The organism is Streptomyces sp. NPDC088350 (assembly GCF_044753545.1).
GTDB lineage: Bacteria > Actinomycetota > Actinomycetes > Streptomycetales > Streptomycetaceae > Streptomyces.
On sequence record NZ_JBIVNL010000017.1, the window covers coordinates 22,053 to 41,518 of the forward strand.

The 19,466-nt window shown below is 70.8% G+C and carries 13 protein-coding genes; 10 read left to right on the top strand and 3 right to left on the bottom strand.

The genetic code is table 11. From position 1 onward, the window contains the following. Positions 1-11 precede the first annotated feature (11 nt). Together ACIQBL_RS42490 and ACIQBL_RS42495 are read right to left on the bottom strand one after the other, a co-directional pair. A complete protein-coding gene (locus tag ACIQBL_RS42490) occupies positions 12-995 on the bottom strand; it encodes a Gfo/Idh/MocA family protein (RefSeq protein ID WP_401952756.1) in 984 nt (327 codons plus the stop codon). Then, positions 992-1,612: a TetR/AcrR family transcriptional regulator gene (locus ACIQBL_RS42495; protein WP_401952759.1), complete on the bottom strand. Its 621-nt coding sequence runs from the start codon at positions 1,610-1,612 to the stop codon at positions 992-994. Before ACIQBL_RS42495 ends, ACIQBL_RS42490 begins: the two co-directional genes overlap by 4 nt. A 192-nt stretch (positions 1,613-1,804) precedes the next feature. Between ACIQBL_RS42495 and ACIQBL_RS42500 the strand changes: the two genes are divergently transcribed. The 10 genes from ACIQBL_RS42500 (at position 1,805) to ACIQBL_RS42545 (ending at position 16,997) form a co-directional block, all read left to right on the top strand. Further along, a complete protein-coding gene (locus ACIQBL_RS42500) occupies positions 1,805-3,031 on the top strand; it encodes a glycoside hydrolase family 1 protein (RefSeq protein ID WP_401952761.1) in 1,227 nt (408 codons plus the stop codon). Then, entirely contained in the window at positions 3,028-6,078 is a 3,051-nt protein-coding gene (locus ACIQBL_RS42505; protein ID WP_401952763.1) for a glycoside hydrolase family 2 TIM barrel-domain containing protein, read from the top strand. Before ACIQBL_RS42500 ends, ACIQBL_RS42505 begins: the two co-directional genes overlap by 4 nt. A gap of 66 nt (positions 6,079-6,144) precedes the next feature. Continuing rightward, a complete protein-coding gene (gene uidA, locus ACIQBL_RS42510) occupies positions 6,145-7,944 on the top strand; it encodes a beta-glucuronidase (protein WP_401952765.1) in 1,800 nt (599 codons plus the stop codon). A 60-nt stretch (positions 7,945-8,004) separates the two neighbouring features. Continuing rightward, on the top strand, positions 8,005-9,795 hold the full coding sequence (locus ACIQBL_RS42515; protein WP_401952768.1) for a glycoside hydrolase family 3 protein: 1,791 nt from the start codon (positions 8,005-8,007) through the stop codon (positions 9,793-9,795). Between the two features lie 64 nt (positions 9,796-9,859). Continuing rightward, positions 9,860-10,531, top strand: coding sequence for a TetR/AcrR family transcriptional regulator (locus ACIQBL_RS42520; protein WP_401952770.1), 672 nt, complete (start codon positions 9,860-9,862; stop codon positions 10,529-10,531). A 140-nt stretch (positions 10,532-10,671) separates the two neighbouring features. Then, positions 10,672-12,348, top strand: coding sequence for an AMP-binding protein (locus ACIQBL_RS42525; RefSeq protein ID WP_401952773.1), 1,677 nt, complete (start codon positions 10,672-10,674; stop codon positions 12,346-12,348). Beyond that, positions 12,345-13,103, top strand: coding sequence for an enoyl-CoA hydratase/isomerase family protein (locus ACIQBL_RS42530; protein WP_401952775.1), 759 nt, complete (start codon positions 12,345-12,347; stop codon positions 13,101-13,103). Before ACIQBL_RS42525 ends, ACIQBL_RS42530 begins: the two co-directional genes overlap by 4 nt. Before the next feature lie 4 nt (positions 13,104-13,107). Then, positions 13,108-13,857 (top strand): SDR family oxidoreductase, encoded by a 750-nt coding sequence (locus tag ACIQBL_RS42535; RefSeq protein WP_401952778.1) that lies wholly within the window; start codon positions 13,108-13,110, stop codon positions 13,855-13,857. A 37-nt stretch (positions 13,858-13,894) separates the two neighbouring features. Next, positions 13,895-15,628 carry a CocE/NonD family hydrolase gene (locus tag ACIQBL_RS42540; RefSeq protein ID WP_401952781.1) on the top strand — a complete coding sequence of 578 codons (1,734 nt, stop codon included), beginning with the start codon at positions 13,895-13,897 and terminating at the stop codon, positions 15,626-15,628. A 19-nt stretch (positions 15,629-15,647) separates the two neighbouring features. Next, complete coding sequence (locus tag ACIQBL_RS42545) at positions 15,648-16,997, top strand: alpha/beta hydrolase domain-containing protein (protein ID WP_401952783.1); 1,350 nt, start codon at positions 15,648-15,650, stop codon at positions 16,995-16,997. Positions 16,998-17,052: 55 nt separating this feature from the next. Here the strand turns inward: ACIQBL_RS42545 and ACIQBL_RS42550 are convergent, their stop codons facing one another. After that, positions 17,053-19,266, bottom strand: a complete 2,214-nt coding sequence (locus tag ACIQBL_RS42550) for an MMPL family transporter (RefSeq protein WP_401952786.1) — start codon at positions 19,264-19,266, stop codon at positions 17,053-17,055. Positions 19,267-19,466 lie beyond the last annotated feature (200 nt).

Sequence of the window (19,466 nt, forward strand, 5' to 3'; positions counted from 1 at the left end):
GCGTGGCGGAGCTAAGGGGCGACCGGTGTACGCGGTCGCAGGCCACCGGCCCGGTAGATGGCGTCGATGACCCGCATCGTCGCCGTCGCCTCCCCCGCGTCCGTCAGGTTCGCGGCCCCCTCTGTCACGGCGTCGCGGAACGCCTCCAGCTGGAAGGAGTAGGTGGTGCGCGGGTCGCCCTGTTCCACGACGACGCCCGATTCCGTCGTGAGCGTCAACTCCCCGTACAGGTAGGGGTGGTAGGGCATGCGCACGTGCAGGGTGCCTGCCGAACCGCTGACGTGGAGTTCGGCGGCGTGGCCGTCGACCCCCTCCATGATCGCGACGACCTCGCCCGACAGCCCTCCGGCGAAGGCGAGTTGGGCCGTGGTCGCGGCGTCCACGCCGTCGACGGCACGGATCTGCGCCCCGGTCACCTCCGGCTCGCCGAACAGGTGGCGCAGCAGCCGTACCGGATAGCAGCCGAGGTCCATCAGGGCGCCGCCGCCGAGGTCCGGCTGCCACCGGATGTCGCTCGTGTCGGCGTGCGGGACGGTGAACTCCGCGCGGGCCGTGTGGAGTTGACCGAGCACTCCGGAGTCGACGAGTTCGGTCATCCGGGTCCACATCGGGTGGTACCGCGAGTGGAAGGCCTCCATGACGACGAGGCCGCTCGACCCGGCGAGTTCCGCGATCTCCGCGGCCTCCTCGGCGTTCGCCGTGAACGGCTTCTCGCACAGGACGTGCTTGCCGGCCTCGATGGCGCGCCGGGTCCAGTGGCCGTGCAGGGCGGCGGGCGTGGGGACGTAGACGGCGTCGACGGCGGGGTCGTCGACGATCTCGTCGTAGGAGCGGAGCGCGCGGGGGATGCCGTGTTCGCGCGCGAACGCGACGGCCCGTTCCGGATCGCGGGCGGCGACGGCGGTGACCTCGATGCCGTCGAGGTCCGCGGCGGGCTCCAGGAGCGCCGACGGCACGATGCGGGCGGCGCCGAGTACGCCGACGGAGAGGTTCATCGGGCCAGTCCCGGGACGGCGGCAACAAGGAAGGCGCGGATGGCGGACTCCATCGTCACCGAATCACGGTCGAAGAGCCACTGGCTCTGCAGGCCGTTGATGAGGGCGAGCGTCATCGCGGCGAGGGTCGCCGGGTCCACCTCCGAGCGCAGTTCGCCGCGTTCCGCGAGCGCTGTGTAGGCCTCGGTGTAGAAGCGCCGGACGCTGCGGTAGCGATCCGCGAAGTACGTGTGCGCGGGGTGGCCGGGAGAGGTCGCCTCGCCGGAGAGGACGCAATGCAACTCCATGATTCCGGGCTGCAGTTCGTTGTCCACGATGACGGACAGCATGCCCCTGAGCGCCTCGACCGGATGCGTGGCCGGATCGATCGCGTCGGCCGACTTGAGGAAGTGCGCACCACGCTCGTCGCGCAGTTCCAGCACGGCGATGAGCAGGTCCTCCTTGCGCGCGAAGTGGTGGAGCAGCCCGGTGTGGCTGATGTCGGCGCGCTTCGCGATGTCCTTCATCGTGGCGCCGTAGAAACCCGTCTCGCCGAAGGCGTCCACGCAGGCTTCGAGGATGCGCCGGCGCACCTCCGCCGACTTCGCGTACGGCCCACGGCCGGTGGTGGCACTCATGCACTCTCTCCCGTCGACGGATCACGGACCGAGCCCGCGGCCCCATTGTCGGCCACCGCGAAGAGGCCGGCCGGAGACCGGTCGCGAAAATAGTATCGCGATTCGAATTTCGATGTTAGCGTGGAACTCTCGCCGCCGCTCCCCTCTCGCGAGCCGCGGTTTCTCCCCCCGTCTCCAGCAAGGATCTCGACGGTGACCGAACTCATTCCCGGCTTCCTCTGGGGAGCATCGACCGCCCCGCACCAGATCGAGGGCAACAACGTCAACAGCGACTGGTGGGCGTACGAGCCGCACATGCCCGGCATGGCACGCAGCGGTGACGCCATCGACAGCTACCACCGCTACGCCGAGGACATGCGACTCCTCGCGGACGCGGGCCTGAACTCCTACCGCTTCGGCATCGAGTGGGCCCGCATCGAGCCCGCCGAGGGACATGTCTCCCTGGCCGAACTCGCCCACTACCGGCGGATGATCGACACCGCCGTGGACCTCGGCCTCACGCCGGTCGTCACCCTCCACCACTTCACCAACCCGCGCTGGTTCACCGAGGACGGCGGCTGGCTGGAGGACCGGGCGATCGACCGTTTCCGGTCCTACGTCGAGACGGCCACCCGGATCCTCGACGGCGTCGAGTGGGTCTGCACCATCAACGAACCCAACATGCTCGCCCTGATGGCGATGATGGGCCAGGCGCGGCAGGCACCGTCCGAGGACGAGGCCGACAAGTGGATGAGCCCCACGGTCGAGGGCGCCGCGCGCCCGGTGCTGCCCTCCCCCGACCCGAAGATCGGCCGTCGGCTGGCCGAGGCCCACCAGGCCGCCCGCGAGATCCTCAAGGCGCGCACGGACGCCAAGTCCGGCTGGACGGTGGCCTGTCAGGCGCTGACCCCGACACCGGGCAACGAGGAGAAGCTGCGCGAAGTGCGGTACGTCCGCGAGGACCTGTACCTCGAGGCGGCCCGCGGCGACGACTTCATCGGCGTGCAGTCGTACTCCAGCCAGGCCGTCGACGAGAACGGCATCGTCCCTCATCCCCTGGGCCCGGACAGCACGTTGACGGGGAACGCGTACCGTCCCGACGCGATCGGGATCGCGGTCCGGCACGCCTGGGAGACGACGGGCCACGTCCCGGTCCTCGTCACCGAGAACGGCATCGCGACCGCCGACGACACGCAGCGGATCGCCTACACCTCCGAAGCACTGCGGCACCTGTTCGCCGCCGTCGACGACGGCATCGACGTACGCGGCTACCTCCACTGGAGCGCCCTCGACAACTACGAATGGGGCCACTGGGAACCGACGTTCGGACTCGTCGCCGTGAACCGCGAAACCTTCGAACGACACCCGAAGCCGAGCCTCGCCTGGCTGGGAGACGTCGCCCGCAGCGGCGGCAAGGCGCTGAAGGAGCAGTCGGTATGACGACGGCCGAGAACACCACGGGTCCCTGGGACGCATCCGGGCTGCACTCCGTCGGGCGGTTGCCGATGCGTGCGCTGCGCCGCGTCCCCGACGTCGAACTGGACGGCACCTGGGACTTCCAGCTGCTGCCGACGCCCACGTCGCCCCTGGGCCTGGACTGGAAGAAGGCCCAGGTCCCGGGCCTGTGGACGATGCGGGAGGACCTCGCGGACGGGGACGTGCCGCACTACACGAACGTGCCGATGCCGTTCGACGAGGTGCCCCCGCAGGTGCCCGCGCACAATCCGACGGGTGTCTACCGGCGGGTGCTCCAACTGTCCCCCGTTCCGGGGCGCCGGACGGTCCTGCACGTCGGAGCCGCCTCGGGTCTGTTGCGTGTGGTCGTCAACGACCGCCCGGTGGGCAGCAGTTCGGACTCGCACCTGGCCGCCGAGTTCGACATCACCGACGCCGTCGTACCCGGCACGAACCGGATCGACCTGCGGGTCGCCAAGTGGTCCTCGGCCAGCTATCTGGAGGACCAGGACCACTGGTGGCAGTCGGGACTGACCCGCCCGGTGTTCCTCTACACGGTGCCGGACATCGCCCTGGCCGACGTGTCCGCCGTGGCCGACTACGACCCGGAGACCGGGCGCGGCGACCTCCAAGTGGACGTGTCCACAACGGGACTTGACCACCTCTACGACGTCGGCGGCTGGTCGGTGCGGATCGAGGTGCTCGACCGGTCGGTCCGGCTTCCGGTCTCCGCCCGCCTCGGCACCCGCACCCTTCCGCTGCCGTCCCTGGACAGGTCGGTGCGCCCGGAGCCGCTGCTGCCGCCCGACTTCATGGACCTGCTCAGCATCAACGCGGCGGGCGCGCCCGTCCCGCCGGAGTTCCGCGCGATCCCGGCGACCATGACCAGGCTCCCCGAACCGGCGGCGCCCGCCGGCCGCGCGGCCTTCTCCCTCTCCGGCCTGACGGTCACGCCCTGGTCGGCGGAGATCCCCCACCTCGAGGACCTCGTGGTCCAGCTGGTGTCACCGGACGGGAGGGTCGCCGACGAGGCCCGGGTCCGGATCGGCTTCCGCCGCGTACGGATCGAGGGCCGCGACCTCCTCGTCAACGGCGAACGGATCCTGATCCAGGGCGTCGCCCGCCACGACGTCGACCCGAGGACCGGGCGGGTCATGTCCCGCGAACGGCACCTGGCGGAGCTGTCCCTCCTCAAGCGGTTCAACGTGAACGCGATCCGCACCTCCCACTACCCCAACGACCCCCAAGTCCTCGACCTCTGCGACGAGTTGGGGCTCTACGTCATCGACGAGGCGGACGTCGAGGGCCACGCCTTCGCCTCCACGATCGCCGACGATCCCACCTATCTGTCCCAGATCGTCGAGCGCGTCTCCCGGATGGTGCTGCGCGACCGCAACCACCCCTCAGTGATCTCCTGGTCGCTGGGCAACGAGACCGGCCACGGCTCGGCCCACGACGCGGCGGCGGCCTGGATACGGCGCGCCGACCCGACCCGGCCCCTGCACTACGAGGGCGCCATCTCCACCGACTGGCACGCCGGACACGCGGTGAGCGACATCCTCTGCCCGATGTACCCGGCCCTCGCCAGCCTCACCGGCTACTCCGCCGACCCGCGCGCCGACCGCCCGCTGATCACCTGCGAGTACGCGTTCTCCATGGGCAACGGCACGGGCGGACTCTCCGACTACTGGGAGCTGTTCGAGTCGCTGCCGGGCCTCCAGGGCGGCTTCATCTGGCAGTTCCTGGACCACTCCCTGGACCGGGACGGCGACGGAAAGCTGCGCTACGGCGGCGACTTCGGCGACGAGACCCACAACGGCCCGATGCTCGTCAACGGAGTGGTCTTCCCCGACCTCACCCCGAAGCCCGCGCTGTTCGAGGCACGCGGCCTCTTCAGCCCGGTCCGCGTCGTCTCGGACGCCGAGGAGGCACGGGCCGGCACGCTCCGGATCCGCAACCGCCAGTCGTTCGCGGACCTCGGCGCGTACACCCTGGAACTGCGCGTCGAGACCCCGACCGGTCCGGCCGGCGCCGTCCCCGTCCCGACCCCGGAGGTGTCCGCGGGCGACGAGGGCACGATCCAACTCCCGGCTTCCCTGCGGGAGTTGATCAGCTCGGGACCGGCACTCGCGCTGACCCTGACCGTACGGACCCGCGAGGACACCCTGTGGGCACCGGCGGGCACCGAGGTCGCGGCGGAGCAGGTCACGTTCCCCCAGGCTCCCGTACAGCTTCCCGCCGCCCCGGCGCGCAGGGCCGCGCTGTCCGTCGACGCCGAGGGCGACCTGGTCCACCCCCTGCTGCACCGCTCCCCCCGGCTCAGCCTGTGGCGGGCGCTGACCTGCCACGACAAGTCGTTCTCGCTCGACAACCGGTTCGTCCGCTCGGGATTCTTCAAGCTCACGCCCGTCGACGTCGAGGTCAAGGAGACCGGCGACGGGGCCGTGATCACCACCCGCTACGAAGCCGCGTTCGGCGACGAGGTCACCCACCGCCGGACCGTCACGGCGCTCGCCGACGGCGACTGGGTCCTCGCCGAACAGGTGACACTCCCGCAGGACACGCAGGACGGGCTGCGCGTGGGCATGGAGTTCGAACTCGTCGACGGGTTCGAGTCCGCGGACTGGGTCGGTCTCGGACCGTGGGAGAACTACCCCGACCGGCGGGCCTCGGCCCTGCTCGGTGGCTGGGAGAGCGGTATCGACGACCTGGCCGTGCCCTACCTCCTCCCGCAGGAGAACGGCACCCGCGGCGAGGTCACCGCACTGACCCTGACCGGCCCCGCCGGCACGGTCCGCACCGCCCACCCGACCCCGCTGCACATGAACGTGGGCCGATACCGGGTGAGCGAGATCGAGGCCGCCCAGCACTGGTGGGAACTCCCGCCCAGCGACAAGACCGTGGTCCACCTCGACATCGCCCACCGCGGCCTCGGTACGGCGGTCCTCGGCCCCGACACCCACCCGCGTCACCGGCTCACCGGCAGCGAGTACGCGTGGGAGTGGCGCCTGACGCTGGAGCAGTCCGGCTGACGGCGCCCGGCACACCACCCGTCCGCCCTGACCGGGCCCCCACAACAGCGCGTAGGAGAACCTTCGATGCTCAAGCCCCGCTCCACCGCCACCCGCGAGCTGGTGAACCTCGACGGGCTCTGGCGGTTCGCCGTCGCCCCGGCAGCCGGTGCCGAGCCATGGACCGGCCCGCTCGACACCCGGCTGGAGGCACCCGTACCGGCCAGCTACAACGACCTGTTCACCGACAGCGCGATCCGCGACCACGTCGGCTGGGTGTGGTACCAGCGTTCGGTGCGGGTGCCGCGCGGCTGGACGGGCGAGCGGGTCGTGCTGCGGGTGGACGCCGCGACGCACGAAGGAGCGGTGTACGTCGACGACGTGCCGGTCGCCCGACACGTCGGCGGCTACACGCCGTTCGAGGCGGACATCACCGAACACGTGCGGCCCGGCGGGGAGTTCAGGCTCACCATCGGCGTCAACAACGAGCTGACCAACGTCACCATGCCGCCCGGCACGATCACCGTCTCCCAGGACGGCCGGCGCAAGCAGACGTATCTGCACGACTTCTACAACTACGCGGGGCTCGCCCGCTCGGTGTGGCTGCACAGCAGGCCCGCGGTCCATGTCGAGGACATCACCGTCGTCGCCGGCCTCGACGGGTCCACCGGGACGGTCGACTACTCGGTGGAGACGAACGCGCCGGCCGCGGTACGGGTGCGCGCGCTCGACGCCGGCGGCGCCCAGGTCGCCGTGGGGGAAGGGCCGAACGGCACCCTGCGGATCGACGACGTGACGCTGTGGCGGCCGGGTGCGGCCTACCTCTACGACCTCGCCGTCGACGTCCTGGACGAGGACGGCGAGGTCGTGGACACCTTCACCGAGCCGTTCGGCGTGCGCACGGTCGAGGTGCGGGGGGCTCAATTCCTCATCAACGGCGAGCCGTTCTACTTCACCGGCTTCGGCAGGCACGAGGACACACCGGTGCGCGGCAAGGGCCACGACGACGCCTACCTCGTGCACGACTTCCAGCTCATGGAGTGGATCGGTGCCAACTCCTTCCGCACCTCGCACTATCCGTACGCCGAGGAGGTCATGGAGTTCGCCGACCGGCACGGCATCGTCGTCATCGACGAGACCGCGGCCGTCGGTCTCAACCTGGCCGTGGAGAGCGGGCTCATGGGCACCCCGCCCAGGGCCACGTTCTCCGACGACACGTTCAACGACGACACGCGCGCGGCACACGCCCAGCACATCAAGGAGCTGATCTCCCGCGACAAGAACCACCCCAGTGTCGTGATGTGGTGCATCGCCAACGAGCCGTCCTCCAACGAGGAAGGCGCGCGCGAGTACTTCGAGCCCCTCGTCGAGCTGACCCGCAAGCTCGACCCCACCCGTCCGGTGACCTACGCGGCGGTGATGTTCGCGACGCACGAGAACGACCGCATCGCCGACCTCTTCGACGTCCTGTGCGTCAACCGCTACTACGGCTGGTACGTCGCCACCGGCGATCTGGCCACCGCCGAGGCCTACTTGGAGGCCGATCTGCGCGGCTGGGCCGACAAGTTCGGCAAGCCGATCATGGTGAGCGAGTACGGGGCGGACACCCTGCCGGGGCTGCACTCCGTGTGGGACGCGCCTTGGACGGAGGAGTACCAGCTCGCCTACCTGGAGGCGAACCACCGCGCCTTCGACCGTATCGAGGCCTTCGTCGGCGAACACGTGTGGAACTTCGCCGACTTCCAGACGTCGAACGGCATCCACCGGGTCGGCGGCAACAAGAAGGGCGTCTTCACCCGCGAACGGCACCCCAAGGCCGCCGCCCACGCGCTGCGGCGCCGGTGGCGGTCCCTCGGCGGGGGCAAGCCGTCGGCCACCGGCGAGTAGCGCCCCGGCCGGGCGGCCCGCCCCCACCCGGGACCGGACGCGTACCAAGGAGACGTGGGAATGACCCGCAACGAATCGGCCGTATCGCCCCGCAACCGCTTCCGCGGGGGCGCCGCCGCCCCGTACGAGGACCCGTGCCTCCCCGTCGCGGAGCGCGTCGAGGACCTCCTCGGCCGGATGACCCTGGAGGAGAAGGCCGGACTGATGTTCCACGACCGGGCCGCCATGGGGCCCGACGGACAGTTCGTCGACGGCCCCGAACCGCCCCTGTGGGGACGGCTGGTGCGGGACATGGTCGAGAACTTGGCCATGAACCACTTCAACCTGGTCGGCGACGCCGAGCCCCAGGAGATCGCGGCCTGGCACAACCGGGTCCAGGAGGTGGCGCTGTCCACCCGCCTCGGCATCCCGGTGACCCTGTCCAGCGACCCGCGCCACCACTTCACCGAGAACTGGGCCACATCGGCGAGGGCACGCGGCTTCGCGCAGTTCCCGGAGACCACCGGATTCGCCGCGATCGGCGACGAGGTGACGGTGCGTCAATTCGCTGATCTGGTCCGGCGCGAGTACCTCGCCGTCGGCATCCGGGTCGCCCTGCACCCGCAGATCGACCTGGCCACCGAGCCGCGCTGGTCCCGGACCAGCGGCACCTTCGGCGAGGACGCGGACCTCACCGGCCGCCTGGCCGCCGCCTGCATCGAGGGCCTCCAGGGCGAGGCCCTCGGCCCGCACTCGGTCGCGGCGATGACCAAGCACTTCCCCGGCGGCGGCCCGCAGAAGGACGGCGAGGACCCGCACTTCCCCCACGGCCGCGAACAGGTCTACCCCGGCGGCATGTTCGACCTTCACCTCGCACCGTTCCGCAAGGCCCTGGAGGCCGGCACCTCGCAGATGATGCCCTACTACGGCATGCCGGTGGACACCGACATGGAAGCCGTCGGCTTCGGCTTCAACAAGGGTGTGATCACCGGCCTGTTGCGCGAGAAGCTCGGCTTCGACGGCATCGTGTGCACCGACTGGGGCCTGGTCAACGACATGGCCTTCGGCCCGGCCCGGGCCTGGGGCGTCGAGCAACTCACCCCGTCCGAGCGGGCGTTGAAGGTCGTCGAGGCAGGCTGCGACCAGTTCGGCGGCGAGTCCACCCCCGACCTGCTCGTGGAGCTGGTACGCACCGGCAGGCTCTCCGAGGAACGGATCGACACGTCCGTACGGCGCCTGCTGCGCGAGAAGTTCGTGCTCGGCCTGTTCGAGAACCCGTTCGTGGATGTCGACGCCGCCGCGTCAACTGTCGGTACGGCGGAGGCGGTCGACGCCGGGCGGACCGCGCAGAGCCGGTCGGTCACCCTGCTCAAGAACACCGACTCTCTGCTCCCGCTGGCCCCGGGCACCCGTGTCTACGTCGAGGGTGTCGACCCCGGCACCGCCGCCGCGTACGGCATCGTCGTGGCCACCCCCGAGGAGGCCGATGTGGCCGTCCTGCGGCTGGACACCCCCTACGAGCAGCGCACCGGCCCCTTGGAGCGGTTCTTCCACGCCGGCCGGCTCGCCTTCGACGCGGACGAGCTCGCCCCCGTCCTCGACGTCTGCGCCAGGGTGCCCAGCGTCGTCGACATCTACCTCGAACGCCCCGCCGTGATCCCGGAGATCGCCGACGCGGCGGCCGCGCTGGTCGGGAACTACGGCACAGGGGACGCACCCCTGCTCGACGTGCTCTTCGGCCGGCAGGCCCCCGAGGGCAGGCTGCCGTTCCAGCTGCCCCGCTCGATGGCCGACGTCGAACAGCAGCGGCCCGACGTGCCGGGCGACGGCACGGACCCCGTGTTCGCGTTCGGCCACGGACTCACCTACTGACCCCGCGGAAGGAGCGCTCCACCCGTGTCGATCATGCCCTCGGGCACCCACAGTACGATGAGGCATGACGTCGTACCCGAACAGTTCGTCCCCGGTGGGAAGCGGCGCCGCCGCGCGGCCCGGCTCGCGGACCGGCCGGCGCGTGGCCGGTACCGGTCGCAAGCGCCTCGACGACGACCGGCGGGACGAGTTGCTGGGGCGGCTCCAGGCGATCGTCCTGGCGGAGGGCTTCGCCGGGCTGACCGTGGACACGCTCGCCGCCCGGCTGCAGTGCTCGAAGTCCACGCTGTACGCGATCTCCTCCAACCGCCACCACCTCGTGGCGACCGCGCTCAAGAGCTTCTTCCACGACGCCGCGGAGCGGGTCGAGAAGGAGGTCGCCGAGGTCGCGGACCCGGCGCAGCAGATCGCCACCTATCTCGCGGCCGTGGGCCACCAGATGCGCCGTATGTCGGCCGCCTGCTACGAGGACATGCTCGACGACGACCTGACCCGGGAGATCTACACCGTCAACTCGCTGGCCGCGACGACCAGGGTGCGCGGGATGATCCACGCCGGTGTGGAGTCGGGCGACTTCCGCGCGGTGCACGCCGAGTTCGTCAGCCGGGCCGTGGGACTGCTGATCGACGGCATCCACAGCCGTGAGCTGCTCGTCTCGACCGGGCTGTCCTCGGGCGACGCCTTCGTCGAGCTGAGCGACCTGGTCCTCGGGGCGGTCTCCAAGACCGCTCGCTGACCGGCGGGCGGCGCCTCCGGCAGGCCGTACACACACCCATCTCGTGTGGTCACTGTTCACACCCTTGATGAATACTTCACAGAGTACTAACGTACGCGAAATCGTACCCGCACATCGAAGGTCGCCTTCGTCGTTCCGTTATGAGGCAAACGATGGCCCTCTGCGATCCCCGCTCTGCCGCCGACCCGCTCGACCGGGTCCAAGAGCTGGTCACCCTCTACAGCGACCCGCACGCGAGCGTCGCCCACCTGCTCTGCGACGGGTATCCGTCCGACGCCGTCGCCTACACGGTCGTGGAGCCGGACCTGTCGACCACCGTCCTCACGTACGGCCGGCTGAAGACCGAGTCCGAGCGGTTCGCCGCCGCCCTGGCCGATCTCGGAGTCGGGCCGGGCGACCGGGTGGCGACGCTGATGGGCAAGAGCGTCGACTACCTCGTCGCGCTGCTCGCCACCTGGCGGCTCGGCGCGGTCACCGTGCCGCTGTTCACCGCCTTCGCGCCCCCGGCGATCGCCCTGCGCCTGCTGGCCAGTGACGCCAAGGTCGTCGTCTGCGACGAGACCCAGCGGGCGAAGCTCGCACCGGGCGAGGACATCCCGGCCGACGCGAAGTGGCGGATCGTCGTCAGCGGCGGCACCGGCCGGCCCGGTGACCTCCGCTTCGCCGAGCTGCTCGACGCGCACACGCCCGGTCTGCCCGCCGCCGCCCTGGGCGGGGACGCGCCGCTCGTGCACATCTTCACCTCCGGTACGACGGGCCGCCCCAAGGGCGTCGTCGTCCCCACCTCGGCCATCGCGGGCTTCCGCCTCTACGCCGAGTTCGGCTGCGGGGTGAGCGGGGACGACGTCTTCTGGAACGCCGCCGACCCCGGCTGGGCGTACGGGCTCTACTTCGGCGTGATCGCGTCGCTGAGCCTGGGGGTGCCCAGTGTGCTGCTGCACTCGGGGTTCTCCGCCGAGCTGACCTGGCGGGTGATGGACGACCTCAGGGTCACCAACTTCACCGCCGCGCCCACCGTCTACCGCTCGCTGCGCGCCTCCGGCGTCCCGGTGCCGGACGGCCTCGCGCTGCGCTGCGCGTCCAGCGCGGGCGAGCCGCTGACGCCCGAGGTCAACGCCTGGGCCGAGGACGCGTTCGGCGTCCAGGTGCACGACCACTACGGGCAGACCGAGGCGGGCATGCTGATCAACAACCACCAACTCCCGTCGCTACGGCGCCCGGTGGTGCCCGGATCCATGGGACATCCGATGCCCGGCTGGAGCCTGCACGTGCTCCACGAGGACCGGGACGAACTCGCGCCGGTCGGCACGGTCGGCCGGATCGCCGCCGACCTCGCGGCGAGTCCGCTGGCGTGGTTCCGGGGGTACGAGGGCGACCCGGCGAAGAGCGCCGAGAAGTTCAGCGAGGACGGCCGCTGGTACTACACCGGTGACGTCGGGCGGGTCGACGACGAGGGCTACTTCCACTTCTCGTCCCGGGACGACGACGTGATCATCATGGCCGGTTACCGCATCGGCCCGTTCGAGGTCGAGTCCGTGCTGATCACTCACCCGGCGGTGGTCGAGTGCGCGGTGATCGCCGCACCCGACGAGGTCCGCGGCGAGGTCCTGGAGGCCTTCGTCGTCCTCCAGGACGGAGTTCCGGCCTCCGACCAACTCGCCGCCGAACTCCAGCAGTTGGTGAAGAAGCGCTTCGCCGCCCATGCCTACCCCCGCACGGTGCACTTCACCGACCACCTGCCGAAGACACCCAGCGGGAAGATCCAGCGATTCGTGCTGCGCCAGCAGCGCCAGACCGACCCAGGGGCCCACGCGTGACCACAGCGGTACTCACCGAGCAGACCGGCGCCGTCCGCCGGATCCGGCTCAACCGGCCCGAGAGCCGGAACTCGATCAACCCGGACCTGATCGAGTCCCTGGACGACGCCGTCGCGGACGCGATGCGGGACCCGGACACCGAAGCCGTGGTGATCTCCGGGAACGGGCCGAGCTTCTGCGCCGGAGCCGACCTGCGCCACCTGTTGAGGCTCGCCGACGCCGACATCGATCCGCTGGCGTTCCTCGGCACGGTCTCCGAGTGCTTCACCCGGCTGGAGGCGGCACCGAAGCCCGTCATCGCCGCCGTGCACGGCCATGTGGTCGCCGGGGGGCTGGAGTTGGCGCTCGCGTGCGACGCGGTCGTGGCCCGCGCGGGCACGGTCATCGGCGACGGACACATCCGCAACGGCCTGCTGCCCGGCGCCGGTTCGAGCGTAAGGCTGCCCCGCAAGGTGGGCGAGCCGCTGGCCCGGCGTCTGATGCTCACCGGTGAACTGCTGCCCGCCGAACAGTTCGTGCCCAGCGGCTTCGTCCAAGTCGTCGCCGGGGCCGAGGAGTTCGAGGCGACCGTCGCGTCCGTGGCGCGGTCCTTCACCGGACTGCCGCCCGGGCAGGCCTCGTTGAAGCACATGCTCGCCGATCCGGGCACACCCGAGGCCCTGTTGCGGGAGCTGGAGGTCTTCGCCGGGCACTGGCGCGAGCAGGACATCGCCGACAAGCTCACCCGTTTCTTCGACCAGCGAGCCGTGAGGTAGAACCGTGCGACGTTATACGGACCGAGTCGTCCTGATCACCGGGGCCGGGCAGGGCCTGGGCCGTGCCATGGCCCTCCGATTCGCCGCCGAGGGCGCCAGGCTGGCGCTGTGCGACGTCAACGACGCCTCGGTGAAGGAGACCGCCGAACAGTGCGGCGGCACCGACATGCGCACATCGGTCGTGGACGTGGCCGACGCCGGACAGGTCGACCAGTGGGTGGCCGGCACGGCCGACGCCCTCGGCCGCGCCGACGTCCTCGTCAACAACGCCGGAGTGATCCGCGACAACCGCCTGGAGCGGATGACCGACGACGAGTGGGACGCCGTCGTCGACGTCAGTCTCCGGGGCATGTTCCACTGCTGCCGTGCGGTGTTCCCGCAGATGAAACGGCAGGGCTACGGCCGGATCCTGTCCTTCTCCTCGATGTCCTGGCGCGGCAACTTCGGCCAGGTCAACTACGCGGCGGCGAAAGCCGGTGTGGTCGGCATGGCCCGCACGATCGCCCTCGAAGGCGCCCCGCACGGCATCACGTCGAACGCGATCGCGCCCGGCCTCATCAGCACCCCGATGCTGGCGTCGATGAACGACGCCGCCCGCGCCAAGCTCGCCGCCCGCGTGCCCATGGGGCACATCGGCGACCCCACGGACATCGCCGAGGCCGCGGCCTATCTGTGCTCGGAGGCGGCCTCGTACGTGACGGGCGTGGTCCTCGACGTGGACGGCGGCATCAGCATCGGCAGCGCCCTGCGCTGACGGCACACCACGGACCGACGTGAAAGGACACCACACCATGGCTGACGTGACCGACACCGCTGAACTCGTGGTCGAGAACGACGTGATGGTCCCGATGCGCGACGGCGTCCGCCTGCGCACGGACATCTTCCGCCCGGCCGGACCGGGCCCGTACCCGGTTCTGCTCCAGCGCTACCCGTACACGCCCCGCGACGGCATCTCGGCGATGTTCGCGCAGCTCATCGCCCGGCAGGGCTATGCCGTGATCGTGCAGAGCTGCCGTGGGCGGTTCGGCTCCGAGGGCGAGTTCTATCCCTTCGTACCGGATGTGGAGGACGGCTACGACGCCGTCGAGTGGGCGGCGGCACAGCCGTGGTCGAGCGGCAGGGTGGGCATGTGGGGCATGTCCTACAGCGGCTTCTCGCAGTGGGCCGCCGCCATCGCCCGGCCTCCCCACCTGACCGCGCTCGCCCCGTTCACCTGTAGTTGGGACTGGAGCGACAGCACCTGGTACTACGCGCCCGGCGTGCTCCACCTGGGCCTCGCGCTGAGCTGGAGCGGCCTCATGACCACGGAGGAGGCCGACCGCCGGGGCGTACCGTCGCCACTGCCCGGCTTCGCCGCCGGCGGCCGGCTCATGGACGAGGGAAGCTTCGGCGACCCGGCGATGCTCGCCGAGCTGATCCGGCTGGAGCTGGAGGACACCCGGAGCATGCTCGGCCACCGCCCGCTGCGGGACGTCGAGCAACTGCGGGAACTGGCACCGTGGTTCCGCGACCACTGCGACCACGACGACGGCGACGACCCGTACTGGCGGCGGATCAGCGCCGCCGCCCACGCCGACGACATCGACCTGCCGGTCTTCCATCTGGCCGGCTGGTACGACTTCTTCGCCAAGGGCAACCTGGACGCCTACACCACCCTGGCCCGAACCCGTGCGGGGCAGCGTCTGGTGGTCGGGCCCTGGAACCACAACTGCGCGCAGATCCGCCCCGACGCCGACCAGAACGCCGGAATGTTCGTCGACTTCGGCCCCGAGGCCCCGGTCATGCGGTTCTTCGCCCACCACCTCAAGGGCGAACTCCCGGACTACCAGCGGGAGGAGCCGCCGGTCCGGCTGTATGTGATGGGCGACAACGTCTGGCGCGAGGAACAGGAATGGCCCCTGGCCAGGACCGAGTGGACCCCGTACTACCTCCACGCGGACGACGAGCGCGGCCTGTCGACGCGGGCACCGGCCGACGAACAACCGGACCAGTACATCTACGACCCCAGCGACCCCGTGCCCGGCTCGCTCCGGACCGGCGCGACGTACAACGACCCCGTCGACCTCGCAGCGACGGCCGGGCGCCCCGACGTGCTCGTCTACTCGACTCCCCCTCTGGAGACGGAGCTCGAGGTCACGGGCCCGGTGAATCTGGAGCTGTGGGCGTCCTCCTCCGTGGAGAACACCGACTTCACCGCGAAGCTGATCGACGTCTTCCCCGACGGCACCGCCGTACCCGTCTGCCAGGGCGTCGTCCGCACGGGCCACGGAGTATCAGAACCCCGGACACCGGGCACGCCGTACCGCTACGAGATCAGCCTGTGGTCGACGAGCACCGTCTTCAAGGCCGGGCACCGCATCCGGCTCGACATCTCCTCCAGCGAGTTCCCGACCTTCGACCTCAACCCGAACACGGGCGAGCGCATCACCCACGCCACCTCGGACAAGACGGTCCCGGCGATCCAGCGCGTCTTCCACGACGAGCTGCGCCCCTCCCGCCTGGTCCTCCCGGTCATCCCCCGCTGACGAACCGTCAAGGAGCGCCATGGAAGCCGTAGTTCCCGCCGTACTGCGCCGATCGCCGGACGACGGTTCGACACCGTTCTCTCCCTACGGCACCCACGTGCCCTCCCTCGACCCGTACGACTACGTCGAGGAGGAGTGGATCGCCACCGGCGAGGAGGACGGCCACGCCTACGCGACGACGGTGCTCGTACGACGCCCCCGAGACTGGGCGCGTTTCAGCGGCACCGTGATCGCCGAGCCGCTGCACGTCCACGGGATCGCGCCGATCTGGATCTACAGCGGTCCCTACCTCCTGCGGTCGGGCCACGCCTGGGTGGAGATCACCGCGCAGAAGACCACGCTGGACCTGCATGTGAAGGCGTCCGATCCGCAGCGGTACGCGTCCCTGCACATGGAGGGGCCCGACAGCGCGGACTTCGACCTGAACGTGAACCTCGGGAACCGTGAGCTGTCGAAGACGTTCTTCGCCGAACTGGTGCGCCGCAACCGGGCGACGAACGCGATCCTCGCCCAGGTCGGCGCCGCGCTCCGCGCGCCCGAGGGACCGTTCGCGGGCACGGAGGTGCAGCGGGTCCTCCTGGTCGGGCACTCGCAGACCGGCTGGGTCACCACCGCCTACATCGGCGACACCCACGCCGTACTGCGCCTGGCCGACGGCTCGCCCGTCTACGACGGTTTCTTCCCCTCCGGCTTCCCGCTCGACCCCTTCCACGACGTGGACGTACCGGTCGTGCAGGTGATGAGCGACGGGGACGTCTCCGTGCCCGACTACTCGTTCGTCCCCGGCTACGAGGGGCGCGGGTACCGCCGCGAGGACAGCGACAAGCCCAGTGACCGGTTCCGCCTCTACGAACTCGCCGGCGTTCCCCACATGGGCACCCGGCAGGCGCCGTACAACGACGTGTCGCTGTGGCAGGCCAACTTCCCCGACGACGACGTCACGTTCGGCCCGAAGATGAACAGCCTGCCGCACTTCGAGCTGTTCAACATGGGCCTGCACCACCTGGTCGAGTGGGTGGCGAACGGCACCGTGCCGCCCCGCGCCGACCGCCTGGCGGTGGGCCCGGACGGCTACTTCGCCAAGGACGAGCACGGCAACACCGAAGGCGGGGTGCGCACCGCCCAGTTGGACGTGCCGCACTCCACCTACCGGCCCAACCCGACCAATCGGGACGGCACTTCCAGCTATCTGACGATCGGCAGCGACGAGCCGTTCGACGCGGCGAAGCTGCGGGAGCTGTACCGGGACTCCGCCGACTACCTCCAGCGCTTCGAGCGGCGCCTGGACCAACTCATCGACGAAGGCTGGCTCCTTCCGGAGGACGCCGACGATCTGCGGCGCGAGGCGCGGGAGTTGGAGATTCCGTAGCGGCGGCGGTGAGGCGCGCAGAGGCCGGCGGGGGACCGCCGGCCTCGACCGCGCTCTAGGACCGGGTGGCGAGAAGGTCCCGGTCGGACTCCGCCGGAGTCGTCTGCTCACGGGCCAACTGCTCGCCCTCCACGTCGACATGGGGCAGCACCCGGTGCAGGAAGCGCGGCAGCCACCAGGCCGCGTGCTGCAGGACGGACATCGCCGCCGGCACCAGACACATCCGGACCACGAAGGCGTCGAGCAGGACGCCCACCGCGAGGGCCAGGCCCATGCCCTTCGTGATCTGCATGTCGGCGAAGACGAAGGACCCGAAGACGCTCACCATGATGACCGCGGCGGCGGTGACGACCTTCGAGCCGTGCCCGAAGCCGTCCACCATCGCGGTCACCGGGCTCTTGCCGCGCGCGTACTCCTCGCGCATCCGGGAGACGAGGAACACCTCGTAGTCCATGGCGAGTCCGAACAGGATCCCGATCAGCAGGATCGGCAGGAAGCTGATCACGGTCGGGCTCGCCTGGGTGCCGAGTACCGAGGAGAACCAGCCCCATTGGAGGACGGCGACCAGCACACCCAGCGAGCCTCCGAGCGACAGCAGGAAGCCCAGCGCGGCCTTCAACGGCACGGCGATCGAGCGGAACACCAGGGTCAGCAGCAGGACCGCGAGGCCCATGACCACCAGGCAGTAGACGGGCAGCGCCTGGGTGAGTTTCGCGGCGACGTCGATGCTGACGGCGGTGGAGCCGGTGACGTTGATGTCGGTGCCCGTGGACTTCTCGATGCCGTCGCGGGCGGCACGGATGTCGTGCAGCAGCCGCTCGGTGCGCTCGGACTGCGGACCGCTCTTCGGTACGACGCCGACCAGGGCCGCGTCGCCGCTGCCGCTGAGCCGGGCGGGAGCGACGGAGGCGACGTCGGGCAGCCTGGCCGCCGCACCGGCGATCCGCCCGGCGGCGGCCTCGGCTCCCTTGCCCTCGACCAGGACGACCAGGGTGCCGCTGTAGCCGGGGCCGAACGCGTCGTCGGTCAGCTTCTGGGCGCGGGCAGCCTCCGCGTTGGTGCTGGGCAGCGACAGCCCGAGCCGCAGATCGGCGGCCGGCACCGCCAGCACGCCGAGCCCGATCACCCCCAGCACCAGGACGGCCCAGCGCCGCCGGTCCATCAGCCGGGCCCAGCGCACCCCGGCGCCGACCGCACCGGACCGCTGCTTGTCCAGCGAGCGGCGCGCGGAGCGCCGTAGCGCCGGAATGCGACTGGAGGCGATGCGCGGGCCGAGCAGGCCGAGGACGGCGGGCAGCAGGGTGAGTGCCAGGACCACCGAGATGACGACGGTGAGGGCCGCGCCGAGTCCCATGACGGCGAGAAACGGGATCCGTACGACGGTCAGCGCGGCGAGCGCGATCACCACCGTCGCTCCGGCGAACAGCACGGCCGAGCCGGCGGTGCCCACGGCGAGGCCCGCGGACTCCTCCGGGTCCATGCCGTCCCTGACCTGCGTCTGGTGCCGGGAGACGATGAACAGCGCGTAGTCCACGCCGACGGCCAGGCCCAGCATGAGGGCGAGGACGAGCGCGGTGCTGTCCATGGCGACGACGCTGGTGAGCGTCAGCAGCGCCAGGACACCCAGCGCCACGCCCACCAGGGCCATGGCCAGTGGGACGACGGCGGCGCGCAGCGAGCGGAACACCAGGACCAGGACGATCAGCGTGATCAGCACGCCGACCCCTTCTCCGGCACCGCCGCCGGCCGCCGGCACGGGGTCGAACGCCTGGCCGCCCAGGGCCACGGTCAGTCCGGCGGCCCGCGCCTGCCCGGCCGCGGCCTCGATCTCCTTGACCGAAGCCGAGCCGATCTTGTCGGCCTGCTCCACCGTGAAGGTGACCTTGCCCATGCCGGTACGGCCGTCACGGGAGACGTTCCCCGCCGCGGTCGAGGGCGCCGTGACGGACTCCACGCCCGGTGTCTTCGCGATCCGGGCGGTGGCCGTACGGATCGCGTCGGCCGCCGGACCGGCCGTCACCGTCTCGCCCCGCGGCGCCCGGAAGACGATCTGCCCGGTGATGCCGTCGCTGCCCGACGGGAACTCCTTGGCGAGGACGTCGGAGGCCTTCTGCGCCTCGGTTCCCGGGATGCTCGTGGAGGAGGTGAACGGCTTCATCAGGGTGGCCGCCGCCGCGCCGAGGGCGCACAGCACGACGAGCCAGCCGATGATCACCGTCCATTTGCGCCGGTAGGAGAACCTCCCCAGGCGGTACAGGAACGTGGACAAGTAGAACTCCCTGGAGGTGGACGCGCGGACGGGAGGGCCCGGCACACGGCGAGAGACCGCGGGGCCCGACGACCGCGACGCTATGAGCCGGCCGGGCCCGTGAGCCCGGTTCCGCCCCGCCGGGGACTCTTCTCACACGGAACTCCCATGGAAGGCGCCCGGACCGTCGGGCACCCTTGATCACAGGATCACGGCATGCG